The sequence below is a fragment of the Puia sp. P3 genome (assembly GCF_050632245.1).
Classification (GTDB): domain Bacteria; phylum Bacteroidota; class Bacteroidia; order Chitinophagales; family Chitinophagaceae; genus Puia.
Genome location: NZ_CP192583.1, coordinates 1,481,364 through 1,495,640 on the forward strand (window position 1 = coordinate 1,481,364; position 14,277 = coordinate 1,495,640).

Here is a 14,277-nt window from a genome sequence, read left to right on the forward strand (position 1 = left end):
AAGCAAAAGAAGCAGCAATAGCGAATACGAGGGTTACAATTACAATTGTCTTTCTCATTTTTTGTGGTATTTAAGATTGCGTGATAAATTGCCTGGTAAATCTCTGTCCCGGGGACAGGGGGGAATTGGAACCAGGTAATTCAAAGGACGGGATCCGGATGTGGATAGAAGAGATTAGTAGGGGGCTGTTTCGAAAGGATAGAGAAAGATTAACTGTGGAGCCGACACAAAGTAAATACAAAAATCCGGAATTCGCAAGAGGGGGCGCGCCGGAATTATAAAATTATGTAAAATTGACCCATGAAAATACATTTTATAGCGATCGGGGGTAGTGTGATGCACCAGCTGGCTATCGCGCTAAAGCGCAAGGGATATATAGTTACGGGCAGTGACGACGAGATTTTCGAGCCGGCGAAGGGCAATCTGGAGAAAGAGGGGATCCTCCCGGCCGAGATGGGGTGGTTCCCGGCGAAGATCGAGCCGGCACTGGATGCGGTGATCCTCGGGATGCACGCAAAGGCGGATAATCCTGAGCTGCAGCGGGCGGGCGAGCTGGCCCTGCCCATCTATTCCTTTCCGGAATATATTTATCAGGAGAGCAGGGACAAGACCAGGGTGGTAGTTGGCGGAAGTCATGGGAAAACTACGACTACCGCTATGATTATGAACGTTTTAAAAGATGCAGGCAGGGATTTTGACTATCTGGTGGGCGCCAGGCTGGAGGGCTTTTCCCAGTCCGTGAACATTACTCAGGCGCCCGTGATCGTGTGTGAGGGGGATGAGTATCCGGCGAGCACGCTCGAGAAAAGGCCGAAATTCCATTTTCTGTTCCCCCATATCGCGGTGCTGACGGGGATCGCCTGGGACCATATCAATGTATTTCCGACTTTTGACAACTATCTCGAGCAGTTCCGCATCTTTATCGACAAGATCGAACCGGGCGGGGTGCTGATCTATAATGAAACGGATGAGGTGCTGGCACGGCTGGTAAAAGAGCAAACAGGGAAGAAGGCTCTGCGTACGATCGGATATGGGGTACCGGAGCATCGTATCGAAAACGGCATAACAGTTGTGACACTGGAAGGTCAATCCGGCTCCCTGAAGGTGTTTGGCGAGCATAACCTGTTAAATCTCCATGCTGCATATCTGGTTGCCAGGGAGTTAGGGGTTGGAACGGCCGAATTTCTGAAGGGTATGGCTTCTTTCTCAGGGGCCGCCAAACGGCTGGAATTGCTGGCCGCCAATGACAGTGTGAATATTTACCGGGATTTTGCGCATGCGCCATCCAAGGTGAAGGCAACGATCCGGGCGGTGAAGACCCAGTTCCCGGGGCGGAGGCTGATCGCGGTACTGGAACTGCATACCTACAGCAGCCTGAATGAGCAGTTTTTATCCGAATACAAGGGATCGCTGGACCCGGCGGATGATGCGGTGGTTTTTTACTCGCGGCATGCGTTGGAACTGAAGCGGTTGCCTCCGTTGCCGGTAGAGAAGGTAAGGGCGGAATTTGGCAAGCCTGGGTTGGTGGTGATCCAGGACAGAGAAGAATTAAGGGCCTGGTTGATGCGTGAATCTTTCAAAAATGTTAATTTGCTTTTAATGAGTTCGGGTAATTATGATGGGCTGGATGTGACGGCCTTGTCGGCCGAGGTCATATAACAGAAGACCATATAATTATTATATAGAGAATGTTACAACTTACACGCCCCTTAGCGATCATTGACCTGGAAACGACCGGTGTCAATCTTGGCAGTGACCGCATCCTGGAAATCGCCATCGTGAAGATCATGCCTGATGGCAAGCAAATCGTAAAGCGCAAGCTGATCAACCCCGAAATGCCTATTCCGGCGAGTTCTACGGATATTCATGGTATCACCAATGAAATGGTAAAGGACGCACCCAGTTTCAGGCAGGTAGCGAATGAAATGAAGCAGTTCCTGGACAATTGTGATCTGGCGGGGTATAATTCCAATCGTTTCGACATACCGATGCTCGTGGAAGAATTTTTAAGGGCGGGTATGGATTTCGATGGCAAGGGGCGCAGATTGCTGGACGTGCAGAAAATCTTTCATATGATGGAACAGAGGACGTTGAGTGCCGCCTATCGATTTTATTGCAACAAGGAGCTGGAGGGTGCGCATGGGGCTGAAGCGGATGCGTCCGCTACCTGGGAAGTGCTGGTAGCCCAGGTTGTAAAGTATCCTCAGTTGGGTACGAATATTGAGACAATACTTAAGTGCATCGGCGAAGAGCCGGTTGTGGATTTTGCGAGGCGTTTTACGATGGAGAATGGAATAGAAGTGTTTAACTTCGGAAAACATAAGGGGCGCAGCGTAGCGGAGATACTGAAGGCTGAGCCTCAATACTATGATTGGATGATGAAGGGCGATTTTCCGCTTCACACCAAGCAGAAACTGACGGAGATATTCAACAGGACTATGTTAAAAAAGGGCTAACGGGCGGTCGCAGGCGGTAAAAATTGTTAACTTTGTACATCAATCACACAAACAGGCAGTTGGAAAAGATAGTTATCATACCTACTTATAACGAGAAGGAGAATATAGTAAATATCCTCGATGCCATATTTCAGTTGGGCCAGGGGTTTCATATCCTGGTCATCGACGATAGCTCGCCGGATGGCACAGCGGATATTGTCCGGAATTACCAGTCGAGGGTTCCGGGACAGCTTTTCCTCGAAGAAAGGCAGGGTAAACTGGGTCTTGGAACTGCCTATATCCATGGATTCAAGCTGGGCGGTGCGGAACAACTACCAGTTCATTTTCGAGATGGACGCGGATTTTTCCCATAGCCCCAAAGACCTGGACCGTCTCTATAATGCGTGTAAGTATCAGGGTGGGGATGTGGCGGTCGGTTCCCGTTATGTCAAGGGCGGTGGCTTTGTGAACTGGCCCAAGGATCGTATACTGCTGTCCCGCGGCGGCTCGATCTACACCCGGCTGATCACCTGGATGCCGGTGCAGGATCCCACGGCGGGGTTTGTTTGTTATAAGAAGGAAGTGCTGGAAACGATCAATCTGGACCAGATACTTTTTGTCGGTTATGCGTTTCAGATCGAAATGAAGTTTGCGGCCTGGAAACTGGGCTTTAAGATAAAGGAAGTGCCGATCATCTTCGAAGACCGTAAGTTCGGCGTTTCCAAGATGAATAAGGGTATTGTCAAAGAGGGCATACTCGGAGTATTGAACCTGCGCTGGCAGTCATTGTTCAAGAATTACCGTAACCGGGTCAAGAATGATGTAGTGCCTATGCGTAATTTTTCCCGTGAGCCGGTCGCCGAGGGAAAATAAGGGTCAATGAAGAAAGCATTTATCCAGTTGCATATCGCTGTCCTTCTCGCGGGGCTTACCGGTGTCCTTGGTAAGCTGATCTCACTCAACGAAGGTTTATTGGTTTGGTACCGGCTATTGCTGACGGCGCCGTCGCTGTGGCTGCTTGCATTGGTGCGCAGCCAGCAGGTGCGGATTGACAGGCGCGATGTCTGGCGAATCTTCGGAATCGGCGGTATCGCCGCGCTGCACTGGGTTGCCTTCTATGGCAGCATCAAATACTCGAATGTGTCGGTGGGGCTGCTTTGTTTTTCGGCGATCGGATTCTTTACTGCGGTGGTAGAACCGCTGGTCTTACGGCATCGTATAGATGTAGTTGAATTGCTGCTTGGTGTGCTGGTCATCGTCGGCATATTCTTTATATTTCAGGTCGACCCGCATTTCAAAGCTGGGGATTGGGATCGGACTCGTCTCGGCGTTCCTGGGCAGTCTTTTTCCGGTGTTGAACAAGCGTATTTTGCGCCGGGTTTCTTCTGAAAATGTGACGCTGTACGAGCTGAGCGGTGGTTTTTTGGTGCTGACGGTACTAATGCCTTTGTATCTATGGCTGTTTCCGGCCCCTTCGCTGTTGCCGGGCTGGTCGGATCTCGGCTGGCTGCTTATTCTTGCCTGGGCTTGTACGGTACTGGCTTTCAATCTTTCCATGAGCGCTCTCCAAAAGATATCCGCTTTTACCGTGAACCTTACCTATAATCTGGAGCCGGTGTACGGGATCCTTCTTGCCTTTGTATTATTCAGAGAAGATAAATATTTAAGTACGGGATTTTATGTCGGTTTTTTGCTGATATTGCTTTCGATTGTGCTGCAGATGATGAGGTTGAAGAAAAAGCAATTGAAGACAACGTAGTGCGTATTGACCAGGGTGGGAAGATAGTTTCCGGAATTGGGAAACAAAAGAAATGGAGACTGTTCCGAACATTCGGGTTATTAATTGGTTATAAGCTGGCATCCGGTTGGAAAACGAATGGCAGCCGAGCGTTTGGGATAGTGAGAAAGGAGGCCAGTTGAGACCCTGAAAACTATTAACACTATGGTAAAAGAATTTAACAGAAGGTTTTTTACCGGCATTTCGTTCTTGTTCATCATGCCTTTTGCGATCGGTTCCGGAAGTTCTCATTCCGTGGACAGGTCAACCGAGCGGATGTATCTGGACAAGCATTCAAAGGAGTTTGTACTGCGCTATGTCCAGAGCAACACACCTACTTTATTTTCCATCAAGCAAAAGAGTCATCTGCCTTTTATTATTGCCGACTCGATCTTCCGTCAATATGATCTGCCTTCATCGCTGAAATATCTGGCGGTGGTAGAATCGGAACTGAACCCCAATGCGGTCAGCCGTGTCGGCGCTGTAGGCGCTTGGCAGCTAATGCCGGCTACGGCGAGGATGCTGGGGCTAAGGGTCGGTCAGGGCGTCGACGAGCGGACGTTGTATAACAAGAGTACACGTGCCGCTGCCCGATATCTCAGGGACCTGTATGCGCAATTCGGGAACTGGTTGCTGGTGCTGGCGGCGTACAACAGCGGTGAAGGAACGGTAAACCGTGCGATCCGTCTTTCGGGAAGCCGTAATTTTTGGGAGCTGCAGTCTTTTCTTCCCGCGGAGAGCAGGATGTACGTGAAGAAATTCGTTGCCTCTTATTATTATTTCGAAGGACAGAATGATGAGGTATCAGGCGGCCTTGCCGCTAATGTACCGCACCAGGCTTCTCTTGGCGATAGGCAGTAGGGTCTCGTCCATGGGAAATTTCAGTTCGGTTTCGATGGAAAAGACGGCCGGGTTGGGCAGGCTGTTGTTGATCCGAATGAGTTCCGCCTTTATATTCTCGTAGGTGTTGACGATGTTGCGCGCCCAGCTGTCGATGTATTCGGTGCGGATGCTGCGGTATTTCTCGTCGTGTTTTTCAAAATCGAAAGTCTGTACTGGTAGACCCTTGTGTCGGAGTAGTGGCCCGAGCTGAGGAAGAAATATCCTTCGTGGCTGTCGAGGGGTACGATGCCGACGGGGTAGATCACCAGTTTTTCTTCCACAAATTCATAGATCTCGGTTCCGCTGCTGATGGTCTGGCGAATCTCCTGAGTGGCATAATTGATGATCTCTTCCAGCTCCTGCATGAGCTCGTCGTCTTCGATGAGCTGTTCGTAGAGGACCTGGAGTTTCTCTATCTGGATGCCTGTGAGTTTCTTAGGGAATTGTTCCTGAAGGTATTTTTTGTTCTCCCGGAAAGCAACGAGGTTGTTGTAGTGGAAGATGATGTCTGCCAGCTGGGGGTAGAGCTTGTTCTCATTGAATTGGCGGTGTATCTCCTGGAGATAGGCCAGCAGGGTATACTTTTTCAGCTCGAAGTCGATGTAGCCATCGGCGAACCAGGTCTCGGATAGTGCTTTCATGTTACTGAATTTACGAAAATCCGGCCAAAATTGCAAGTGGGGGCTACAACTGTCTGTCGGGCGAGAAGTTTTCCAGTTCGCGGGCCACTGCGGAGCAGAAGGTAGCGCCCAGGCTGCCGTCCACGATGCGGTGGTCATAGGAGAGGGAAAGGTACATCATGTGTCGGATGACGATGGCGTCTCCTTCCGCTGTCTCGAGGACGACGGGGCGCTTTTAATGGCGCCTACGGCGAGGATGGCCACCTGAGGCTGGTTGATGATCGGGGTTCCCATGAGGCTGCCGAAGGTGCCGACGTTGGTCAGGGTGAAGGTGCCTCCCTCGGGAATCTTCGGGGCGAAGTCGGCCCTGTCTTGCGTTGTCGGCGAGGGAGTTGACCTGCCGGGCGAGGCCGGTGAGGTTGAGCTGGTCGGCATTGCGGATGACGGGTACGATCAGGTTGCCGGAGGGCAGCGCTGTGGCCATGCCGATATTGATGTCTTTTTTGACGATGATCTTATCGCCGTCGAGGGAGCTGTTGATCAGCGGGTATTTTTTGATACAGCGGATAATGGCTTCGATGAACAGCGGTGTGAAGGTGAGTTTGGTATTCTCTCTTTTTCGAATTCTTTCTTCACTTTTTCGCGCCAGTTCACCAGATGGGTCACGTCGGCTTCCGACATGCTGGTGACGTGGGGGCTGGTGTGGACGCTGCGGACCATGTGGTCGGCGATGAGTTTGCGCATCCGGTCCATTTCGATGATCTCGACGTTGCTGCCGTAGAGGTTCATGGGCTGTTGGGCCGGTGGTTCGGATACTACGCGGGCCGGGGTCGGGATATTGGGCGATGCCGTGGTGATCTCGGCGGGTGTTTCTGCCTGTGCGGCGATTGTGCCGCCTGTGGCGGGTTGGAGGCCGGACCTTTTATTGGCTATATATTGTAAGATGTCTTTTTTGGTGACGCGGCCTTCGTTGCCGGTGCCGGGGATGGATTCCAGCTCGGAGAGAGGGACGCCTTCGCCTGCGGCGATGTTGAGGACCAGAGGGGAGTAGAATCGGGCGTTACCGTTGGTCGGAGGCGACGGCGGGGGCGGGGTCGCCTGGGTTATGACCGTCGGCTGCGCTGTCACGGTCGGCTGCGCTGTCACGGGAGCCGCCTGCCGGGTGGCCGTGCCGTTGGTGCGGATGCGGGCGATGACGGCGCCGATCGGAACTACGTCGTTGACATTGTATAATATCTCTTCGATGACTCCTTCCGTTGCGGAGGGGACTTCGGAGTCGACTTTGTCTGTTGCGATCTCGAGGACGGTTTCGTCCTGTTTGACGGCATCACCGGGCTGTTTGTTCCACTTTAGAATGGTGGCTTCCATTATACTTTCACCCATTTTTGGCATTACCAGGTCGACGAGAGACATAGCGTTAGTTGAATTTGAGCCAAAGGTAATTAATTTGGGGATAATCGCGTCAACCGGGGGACGGGCCGGAGTTGGCTGTGGACCAGGGAGTGGGGGTGATGGGACAAAAGGATTGACCGATTTTAATCAGTCATTCGAGAGAATGAATTTTCTCAAGAGATTCATCGCATTTGTTGCAGCCAGTTCAATATTTCGCCCTCTGTCGAATCGGAAATTGAATTTTTGGGTGAGGACCCCTTGGCGGTTGCCGACGGCGATCCAGACGGTGCCTACCGGCTTTTCGGGGCTGCCGCCGCCAGGACCCATGATACCGGAGGTGGCGATGGCATAGTCGACGTCCAGCAGGCGGATGGCGCCTTTGACCATTTCTTCCACGGCGGGTTCGCTGACGGCCCCATTGGCTGCGAGGGTGTCCGGGCTGACCCCGAGGACATTTTCCTTTACGGAATTGGCGTAGCTGACCACGCTGCCGTTGAAATATTCGCTCGAGCCGGGGATGGTCGTTATGAGGTGGGCGATGTGGCCGCCGGTGCAGCTTTCGGCTGTTCCGAGGGTTTTGCCGCGGGCTTTCAGGAGTCGTCCGATGGCTTCCTGGATGGAGATGTCCTCGTCTGTGACCATCCATTCCGCGACCAGTCCCTTCAGGGTATCGAACTGCTGCTGGATGAGCGATTCCAGTTGGGGGGCGTCGTCTCCGTGAATGGTGAGGCGCAGGCGCACCATTCCATAATTGGGCAGGTAGGCCAGCTTGATAGAGGGGGGAGGGGCTTCTTCGAAGGTCCGTATATAGTCTGCAAGGAAGGATTCCCCGATGCCCGCTGTCAGCAGGGTTCGGTGGGAGATGAAGGGGAACTTAAAATGTTGATGGAGGGCCGGGATGACGGTGTCTGTCATCATGCCTTTCATTTCGTGGGGGACGCCGGGCATGCTTACAAAGATGCGGCCTCTTTTTCAAACCACATACCTGGGGCTGTTCCCCGGTGGTTGGGTATGACGGTGCAATTATCGGGTACCTCCGCCTGTGAGAGATTGCGGGCGATCATGGGCCGCTGGAGCCGTTCGAAAATCTTCTTTACGTTGTCGAGGGCGCCCTGGTCGACCACGAGCTTGCCGCCGAAGTATTCGGCGAGCAGGGGTTTGGTGATATCGTCCGCGGTAGGTCCCAGGCCGCCGGTGATGAGGATGATGGAGGCCCTTTTGAATTCGTCGTCGAGCGCCTGCCAGATGTCATCTTTTACGTCGCCTACGGCGAGGCGGTGGCCGACCCAGATGCCGTTCTTATTGAGCTCCTGCGCCATCCAGGCGCTGTTGGTATCGATTACCTGCCCGATCAATAGTTCGTCTCCGATGGTGATGATGCTCGCCGTGATCTTTTCCATGGGATAAAAATAACGAGTTAGGGGAAAAAAGGTTTGAGCTTTTCGGCCATTTCTTTGGGCATGGGGGTTTTTTCCATGGTCTCAGACCGCAGAAAGTACAGGAGGACGTCCCCAACCGTGAGCAGCTTGCCTTCGGCGTTGAAGACTTCCTGACGGAAGCGGAGGCGGTGGTCGGAGGGCCATTCGCTGAGGGTGGTGCGGACGGTGAGGAGGTCGTCGTAGCGGGCGGGGCGCAGGAATTTGGCGTTCCATTCGACGACGGGGAGGATGGTGCCGCTGTCTTCAAGGTCTTTATAGCTGATGCCCGCTTGGCGGATGGCCTCTACGCGGCCTACTTCAAAATATTGGGCGTAGTTGCCGTGATATACGACGTTCATACGGTCGGTCTCTGCGTACCGGACGCGCATTGTGGTTTCGCTGATGTACATAGTTGTGTTATTTGCCCATCATTCCGTCTACGCTGAAGCGGCCCGGGCCAACCATGAGGACGGCGAAAAAGGCGGCCGGGTAGGTCAGGGTAAGTTCTTGCTCGTGCAGGGAGTGGCCTTTGTCAATGATGAAGACGATCACTGCAAACTCGATGGTCAGCACCAGTGGCGGCCAGACGGGTGACGAAGCCCAGGACAAGCATGAGAGCGCAGAACACTTCCGCGAATATGACGAGCACCACGGTCCAGCGATGGCCGAGGTGGAACGGGTTGGGAAAGGTGTACTCGTATTTGCCGAAGTGGAGCATTTTATCGAAGCCGTGATTGATGCAGATGAGCAGGCCAAATACCAGGCGCAGTACAAGAGACGCCACATTGAAGGCGTTTTCCGAATACTGCGTTGACAGGAATTTTTTCATGTTAGGTTGGAATTTGGGGCCTAAGATAGGGGATTTATAAGGAAATGTTAATCTAGGCAGTTATCCACAGGTGTTTGGAACGATGTTTGGTCAAAGGCAAAATAATTAGAAACTTAGCACGTTAACGGCTCAGGGAGCCTTCCAGCGAAAAACACCGAAACGGGCTACGGGCCCGTTGGAGACGATAAAAATCAAATCATTTTCCAGTGAAGTATACTGTATTATTTTTTTCGTCATTCTCTTCAGCTCTTCGTCATTTGCCCAGCAGACCAGATATTATGACGACCCGCAGGCCAGCTTCAGGCAGGGGGTGGAGTTTTTCGAACACGAATATTACTCCCTTGCGTTCCCCATCTTCCGGGACCTGAAGTATTCACTGCGCGAGACGGACAAAAGCAATAACTATGTTGAGTACCAGGACGTAAAATACTATTATCTGGTGTGCGCCCTGGAGCAGAATGACAAGACGGCCGTAACTGCGGCCCAGGAGTATATCGATCTGGAGAACAATGCTCCGAGGGTGGGTATGATCAGTTTTCACCTGGGAGAGTATTATTTCCGGCAGAAGGACTATACCGCCGCGCTAAAGTCTTACGAGCACGCGGATATCGACAATCTGAGCAACAAGGATATAGCGGATATGAAATTCCATCAGGGGTACTGCTATTTTACGAAGAAGCAGTTCGATAATGCCCTGCCTTTGTTCAATGCCATCCGGCAGCTGCCAAAGGATCCCAACTATATCGACGCCAACTATTACTACGGCTTCATCTGTTTCTATCAAAAGAAGTATTCCGAGGCACTGGCGGCTTTTAAGATAGTGGAAGATAATCCCACATATGAGAAAGTAGTTCCCTATTATGTGGCGAACATCTACCTGGTCCGGGGGAGAAGGACAAGGCGATCGAATATGCGGAGGCGAGGCTGAAGAAGGGGAACCAGTATTATGACGCAGAACTGCGGCAGCTGGTGGGGCATGGCTATTATGAGAAGCAGGATTTTGTGAAGGCGCTCCCTTATCTCGAGCAGTACGTCAATATGTCGAAGAAGGTCACCCGGGAGGACCTTTACGAGCTGAGCTATTGTTACTATCAGACCAGGAACTGGAATAAGGCGATAGCCGGGTTCAGGCAGATGGCCGGCAGCAAGGACTCTCTATCGCAAAACGCTATGTATCTGCTGGGAGATGCCTATCTGAAGACGGCGCAGAAGGCGAATGCGCGGAATGCGTTCCTGTTCTGTTCGATGAACAGCAGCAATCCGAAACAGAAGGAGATATCCAAATTCAATTACGCTAAGCTGTCCTACGAGCTGGGTTACCAGGACGTGGCGCTCACCGAGTTCCAGGGCTTTCTTCAGCAGTATCCCAATTCGGAATACGGCCGGGAAGCGCGTGAGTTGCTGGTCAGCGTGCTGGCGGGCACGAATAACTATAAAGATGCACTAACGCTGCTTGAGAGTGTGGATCATCCGTCGGATAACGTACGCCGCCTTATTCCCACGGTCCTGTACGGCAGGGCCACCGAGCTGGTGAATGACGGTCTGCTGCTGAATGCCAACGAGCTGCTGGACAGGGCGCTGAAGGACCCGAATAACGGCAGCGTGCTGCCCTATATTCAGTTCTGGAAGGCAGAAATTGCCTACCGGCTGAACCGGATAGACGACGCCATCCGGTATTTTCTGGAGTATCTGAAGAGCGGTGGTGTCAACGGGGAGGTCAATCCGACGGACGCAAGGTACAATCTGGGCTATTGTTTCCTCAAAAAGGAGAATTACCGTCAGGCGCAGGGCTTTTTCGAGCAGGTGGTACGCAATCCAAAGATCGGGTCCTCGCCGCTGGAGCAGGACGCTTATGTCCGGGATGCGGACTGTTATTATATGAACCGGGATTACCGGACGGCGCTGGCGATGTATAATAAGGTGGTGGATTTTTCGTGGCCTGCCAGCGACTATGCGACTTTCCAGAAGGCGATGATTGCGGGTGTAAGCAACGGCAAGGACAAGATAGCCCTGCTGAATACGATCAACCGGCTTTATCCCGGCAGCAATCTGTCGGCGGACGTGAATATGGAGATAGCGGGTACCTATCTGGCCGGGGAGAACTACCGCGAGGCGCTGTCCTATCTGAAGAATGTTCTCCGGAGTCAGGGGGCCGATGCGCTCAAACCCAGGGCATATCTGCAGTCGGGTATCGCCTGGTACAATCTCAATAACAACAAGGAGGCGCTGAATCAGTATGATTCGCTGCTCCGGCAGTATCCCAATTCTCCCGAGGCTCAGGACGGGCTGGACAATGCCAAAACCATCTATGTGGAAGAAGGGCGCAGTGCCGAGTACGTGAATTTTGCCAAGGGCATGGGGGTCGAGGTCAGCGCGAGCCAGGAAGATCAGCTGGCTTATCAGGAGGCGGAGGTGCAGTTCAATAATGGAAATTTCCCCGGCGCGACGCAGCGATTCGAAGCATATCTGGCCAAGTTCCCGGAAGGAAAATTTTCGCTGGAGGCCAATTATTATAAGAGCGAGATCTATTTCTCCCAGAAAGACTGGCCGAAGGCGGTAGTCGGGTATGCCGTTGTAGGGGACAAGGCGCCGAACAAGTTTGCCGAGAAGTCGCTGCTGCAGGCGGCCCGTCTGTATTTCTTCAACCTGAAAGACTACGCCAACTCGGAAAAGTATTTCGGCAAATTAAAGGATTTCAGTTCTTCGCAGGAGAACAAGATGGAGGCCATGCGGGGTCTGCTGCGAAGCCAGTATCAGTTGCAGAAATGGCCTGACGCGGTCGCCAATGCGAAGGAACTGCTTACTCAAAAGGGATTGAGCGTGGACGACAAGGTGCTCGCGAATATGGCGATCGCCAAATCCTATCAGTCGGCGGGTCAGTGCGAGACGGCGCTTCAGTATTTCCGGGTGGCGGCGCCGCTGACAAAGTCGGCTTATGCGGCGGAGGCGCGTTATCAGATAGCGGACTGTCTCTTTAAACAGAATCAGCTGAAGGACGCGGAAAAGGCGGCATTCGAGGTCATCAACAAGTCGGGCTCCTATGAGGAGTGGGTAACGAAGGCTTATTTGCTGCTGGGGGATGTCTATGTGGCGGAGAAAGATTATTTCAACGCGAAGGCCACTTTCCAGAGTATCGTGGAGAATGCCAAGATAGAGGAGCTTCGGCTGCAGGCCCAGCAGAAGCTGGCGCAGGTGACGGAGGAGGAGAAGAAGAACAGCAAGGTTGATTCGACCAATTAATCATTCATTCCAGAAACTCGATCCATGTATAGAATATCATTCTTTTTACTGGTGTTGGCGGGAACAGGATCTTTTGTGCAGGCGCAGGATACGACTAAGCGCAGGACCATCGATATTACTTCTTCCTTCAAGCCGGTGCTGCGGGATGCGGTAAAGATCAATTTCAATGCGGCGCCCCCGGCGGTGGATACGTCCCGGCCGAAGCTGGCGTACAATATTCCCGCCCAGTATCTTTTCCTGAACTATCTGCCGGGGGAGATGAAGCCGGTTGCCCTGCAGCGGGATTCGGTGAAACCCTGGGAGAATTACAACTATATCAAAGTGGGAGTAGGGAATATACATGTGCCGTATATCCGTACGGGGTTTAGTTTTGGCGACGGTCAACGTACTTTTTTCAATTTGTTCGCCAGTCAGCTGTCCTCGAAGGGGAATCTGCCTTTTCAGAAGAACAGTCTGACGGACGTAAAACTGGTAGGGACGGTGAAGACGGAGAACAAGCTGGAATGGAACGGGTCGCTTGGATTCAAGAACGACGCCTATTACCGGTATGGTTACCGGCCGGATACGCTGAAGTTCACGTCGGATGATCTGAAGGTGACCTATCAGACCTATGAGGGCCAGCTGAGTCTGCGGAATACAGAGCCGACGGAGTTTGGGCTGCTGTATCATCCGAATATCAGAGTGAATGTATTTTCGAGCAAATGGAAACGCGATGCCAACGAGGTCAATACCGTATTCAATCTGCCGCTGGAGAAGACGCTTGGGGACAATTATGCTTTCGATCTCGGATTTACGGCGAATCTGACCCATTACCATCAGTCGCTGGTGGGGGCGACGGTCGACCAGAATAACAATATCTATATGGTGAATCCGGCGTTTTTGGTGAAGACGTCGAATTTGTTCCTGCAGGCGGCGGTGACGCCTTCATGGGATCAGAAGGTCTTTCATCTGTTGCCGAATTTTCTGGCGGATATCTCCACTTCGGACCAGCGGTTCACGGTGCAGTTGGGATGGATCGGGTATTATGACAAGGGGTCGTTTCAGCGGTTCGAGTCGATCAATCCCTGGCTGGCGGCTCCGGATTCTTTTGCTGAATACGCGCGTGCAGGAGTGGTATGGCGGGTTCAAGGGGTCTATCAGCAACCATTTCAGCTATGCGGCGAAGGTCGGATTCCAGCAGTATAAGAATATTCCTTTGTTTGTGAATGACTCGGCGGTGGCGATGAACAATCAGTTCGACGTGCGGTATGAGCCTTCGATGGATGCGTTGCAACTGCATGGCGAGTTGAGCTATATCGTGGGAGATGAGTTTTCGGCTACCGCGGGTGTCAATTTATATGACTACCGGCATCTGAAGGTGAATGCAAAGGCCTATGGGTTGTTGCCAATAGAGTTCAATACGCATGTGAAATGGCAGTTCTTCAAGGATTTCTGGGCCAAGGCTGACTTTTTGCGTTTGGCGGCGCCCGCTATCTGACGCCGGACGGAAAGGCCCTTAAGGGAAACAGCGGGGCTGATCTGAATGCGGGTGTCGAGTTCAAGGTATTGAAGCAGCTGAACCTTTGGTTCCAGATGAATAACATATTTAATAACAAATATGAGAGGTGGCACCAGTACCCGGTATATGGCTTTAATGTTTTGGGGGGTGTGGTGTTTACGTTCGGACAGAAATAGGGGGACGAAT

Annotated in this window: 18 protein-coding genes and 1 pseudogene; 11 read left to right on the forward strand and 8 right to left on the reverse strand. The window is 52.3% G+C overall.

Translation table 11 applies throughout. The annotated features are described in order from the left end of the window. Positions 1-300 precede the first annotated feature (300 nt). From ACQ86N_RS08755 to ACQ86N_RS08785, 7 genes are all read left to right on the forward strand, one after another. Complete coding sequence (locus ACQ86N_RS08755; protein WP_431214827.1) at positions 301-1,659, forward strand: UDP-N-acetylmuramate--L-alanine ligase; 1,359 nt, start codon at positions 301-303, stop codon at positions 1,657-1,659. Positions 1,660-1,688: 29 nt separating this feature from the next. After that, positions 1,689-2,456: an exonuclease domain-containing protein gene (locus tag ACQ86N_RS08760; protein WP_431214828.1), complete on the forward strand. Its 768-nt coding sequence runs from the start codon at positions 1,689-1,691 to the stop codon at positions 2,454-2,456. 32 nt (positions 2,457-2,488) lie between these two features. Then, positions 2,489-2,809 carry a glycosyltransferase gene (locus ACQ86N_RS08765; RefSeq protein ID WP_431214829.1) on the forward strand — a complete coding sequence of 107 codons (321 nt, stop codon included), beginning with the start codon at positions 2,489-2,491 and terminating at the stop codon, positions 2,807-2,809. Beyond that, positions 2,739-3,308 carry a glycosyltransferase gene (locus tag ACQ86N_RS08770; RefSeq protein ID WP_431214830.1) on the forward strand — a complete coding sequence of 190 codons (570 nt, stop codon included), beginning with the start codon at positions 2,739-2,741 and terminating at the stop codon, positions 3,306-3,308. The genes ACQ86N_RS08765 and ACQ86N_RS08770 overlap by 71 nt, the downstream gene beginning before the upstream one ends. Positions 3,309-3,314: 6 nt before the next feature. Continuing rightward, positions 3,315-3,824: an EamA family transporter gene (locus ACQ86N_RS08775; RefSeq protein ID WP_431214831.1), complete on the forward strand. Its 510-nt coding sequence runs from the start codon at positions 3,315-3,317 to the stop codon at positions 3,822-3,824. Next, complete coding sequence (locus tag ACQ86N_RS08780) at positions 3,787-4,194, forward strand: EamA family transporter (protein WP_431214832.1); 408 nt, start codon at positions 3,787-3,789, stop codon at positions 4,192-4,194. The genes ACQ86N_RS08775 and ACQ86N_RS08780 overlap by 38 nt, the downstream gene beginning before the upstream one ends. Positions 4,195-4,377: 183 nt before the next feature. Continuing rightward, a complete protein-coding gene (locus ACQ86N_RS08785; RefSeq protein WP_431214833.1) occupies positions 4,378-5,073 on the forward strand; it encodes a lytic transglycosylase domain-containing protein in 696 nt (231 codons plus the stop codon). A gap of 89 nt (positions 5,074-5,162) precedes the next feature. Here the strand turns inward: ACQ86N_RS08785 and ACQ86N_RS08790 are convergent, their stop codons facing one another. The 8 genes and pseudogenes from ACQ86N_RS08790 to ACQ86N_RS08825 form a co-directional block, all read right to left on the reverse strand. Next, on the reverse strand, positions 5,163-5,735 hold the full coding sequence (locus ACQ86N_RS08790; protein WP_431214834.1) for a hypothetical protein: 573 nt from the start codon (positions 5,733-5,735) through the stop codon (positions 5,163-5,165). 43 nt (positions 5,736-5,778) lie between these two features. Beyond that, positions 5,779-6,008: pseudogene (locus tag ACQ86N_RS08795) on the reverse strand (2-oxo acid dehydrogenase subunit E2). After that, positions 5,950-6,363 carry a 2-oxo acid dehydrogenase subunit E2 gene (locus ACQ86N_RS08800; RefSeq protein ID WP_431217328.1) on the reverse strand — a complete coding sequence of 138 codons (414 nt, stop codon included), beginning with the start codon at positions 6,361-6,363 and terminating at the stop codon, positions 5,950-5,952. Before ACQ86N_RS08800 ends, ACQ86N_RS08795 begins: the two are co-directional and overlap by 59 nt. Then, positions 6,255-7,082, reverse strand: coding sequence for a biotin/lipoyl-containing protein (locus tag ACQ86N_RS08805; RefSeq protein WP_431214835.1), 828 nt, complete (start codon positions 7,080-7,082; stop codon positions 6,255-6,257). The genes ACQ86N_RS08800 and ACQ86N_RS08805 overlap by 109 nt, the downstream gene beginning before the upstream one ends. A 171-nt stretch (positions 7,083-7,253) precedes the next feature. Then, a complete protein-coding gene (locus ACQ86N_RS08810; protein ID WP_431214836.1) occupies positions 7,254-8,054 on the reverse strand; it encodes a nicotinamide-nucleotide amidohydrolase family protein in 801 nt (266 codons plus the stop codon). Between the two features lie 2 nt (positions 8,055-8,056). Beyond that, positions 8,057-8,506 (reverse strand): competence/damage-inducible protein A, encoded by a 450-nt coding sequence (locus ACQ86N_RS08815; protein ID WP_431214837.1) that lies wholly within the window; start codon positions 8,504-8,506, stop codon positions 8,057-8,059. A 17-nt stretch (positions 8,507-8,523) separates the two neighbouring features. Further along, positions 8,524-8,934: an acyl-CoA thioesterase gene (locus ACQ86N_RS08820; RefSeq protein ID WP_431214838.1), complete on the reverse strand. Its 411-nt coding sequence runs from the start codon at positions 8,932-8,934 to the stop codon at positions 8,524-8,526. 122 nt (positions 8,935-9,056) lie between these two features. Further along, a complete protein-coding gene (locus ACQ86N_RS08825; RefSeq protein WP_431214839.1) occupies positions 9,057-9,353 on the reverse strand; it encodes a DoxX family protein in 297 nt (98 codons plus the stop codon). A gap of 175 nt (positions 9,354-9,528) precedes the next feature. Here ACQ86N_RS08825 and ACQ86N_RS08830 point away from each other — a divergent pair, with 175 nt between their 5' ends. The 4 genes from ACQ86N_RS08830 to ACQ86N_RS08845 are packed head-to-tail and all read left to right on the forward strand — an operon-like array spanning position 9,529 to position 14,070. Beyond that, a complete protein-coding gene (locus ACQ86N_RS08830; protein ID WP_431214840.1) occupies positions 9,529-10,281 on the forward strand; it encodes a tetratricopeptide repeat protein in 753 nt (250 codons plus the stop codon). 41 nt (positions 10,282-10,322) lie between these two features. Beyond that, positions 10,323-12,593: a tetratricopeptide repeat protein gene (locus ACQ86N_RS08835; protein ID WP_431214841.1), complete on the forward strand. Its 2,271-nt coding sequence runs from the start codon at positions 10,323-10,325 to the stop codon at positions 12,591-12,593. A gap of 24 nt (positions 12,594-12,617) precedes the next feature. Next, positions 12,618-13,778, forward strand: a complete 1,161-nt coding sequence (locus ACQ86N_RS08840; RefSeq protein WP_431214842.1) for a hypothetical protein — start codon at positions 12,618-12,620, stop codon at positions 13,776-13,778. Positions 13,779-13,794: 16 nt separating this feature from the next. Further along, the gene (locus ACQ86N_RS08845; RefSeq protein ID WP_431214843.1) at positions 13,795-14,070 is read left to right on the forward strand and encodes a hypothetical protein; all 276 of its coding nucleotides are present in this window, start codon (positions 13,795-13,797) and stop codon (positions 14,068-14,070) included. Positions 14,071-14,277 lie beyond the last annotated feature (207 nt).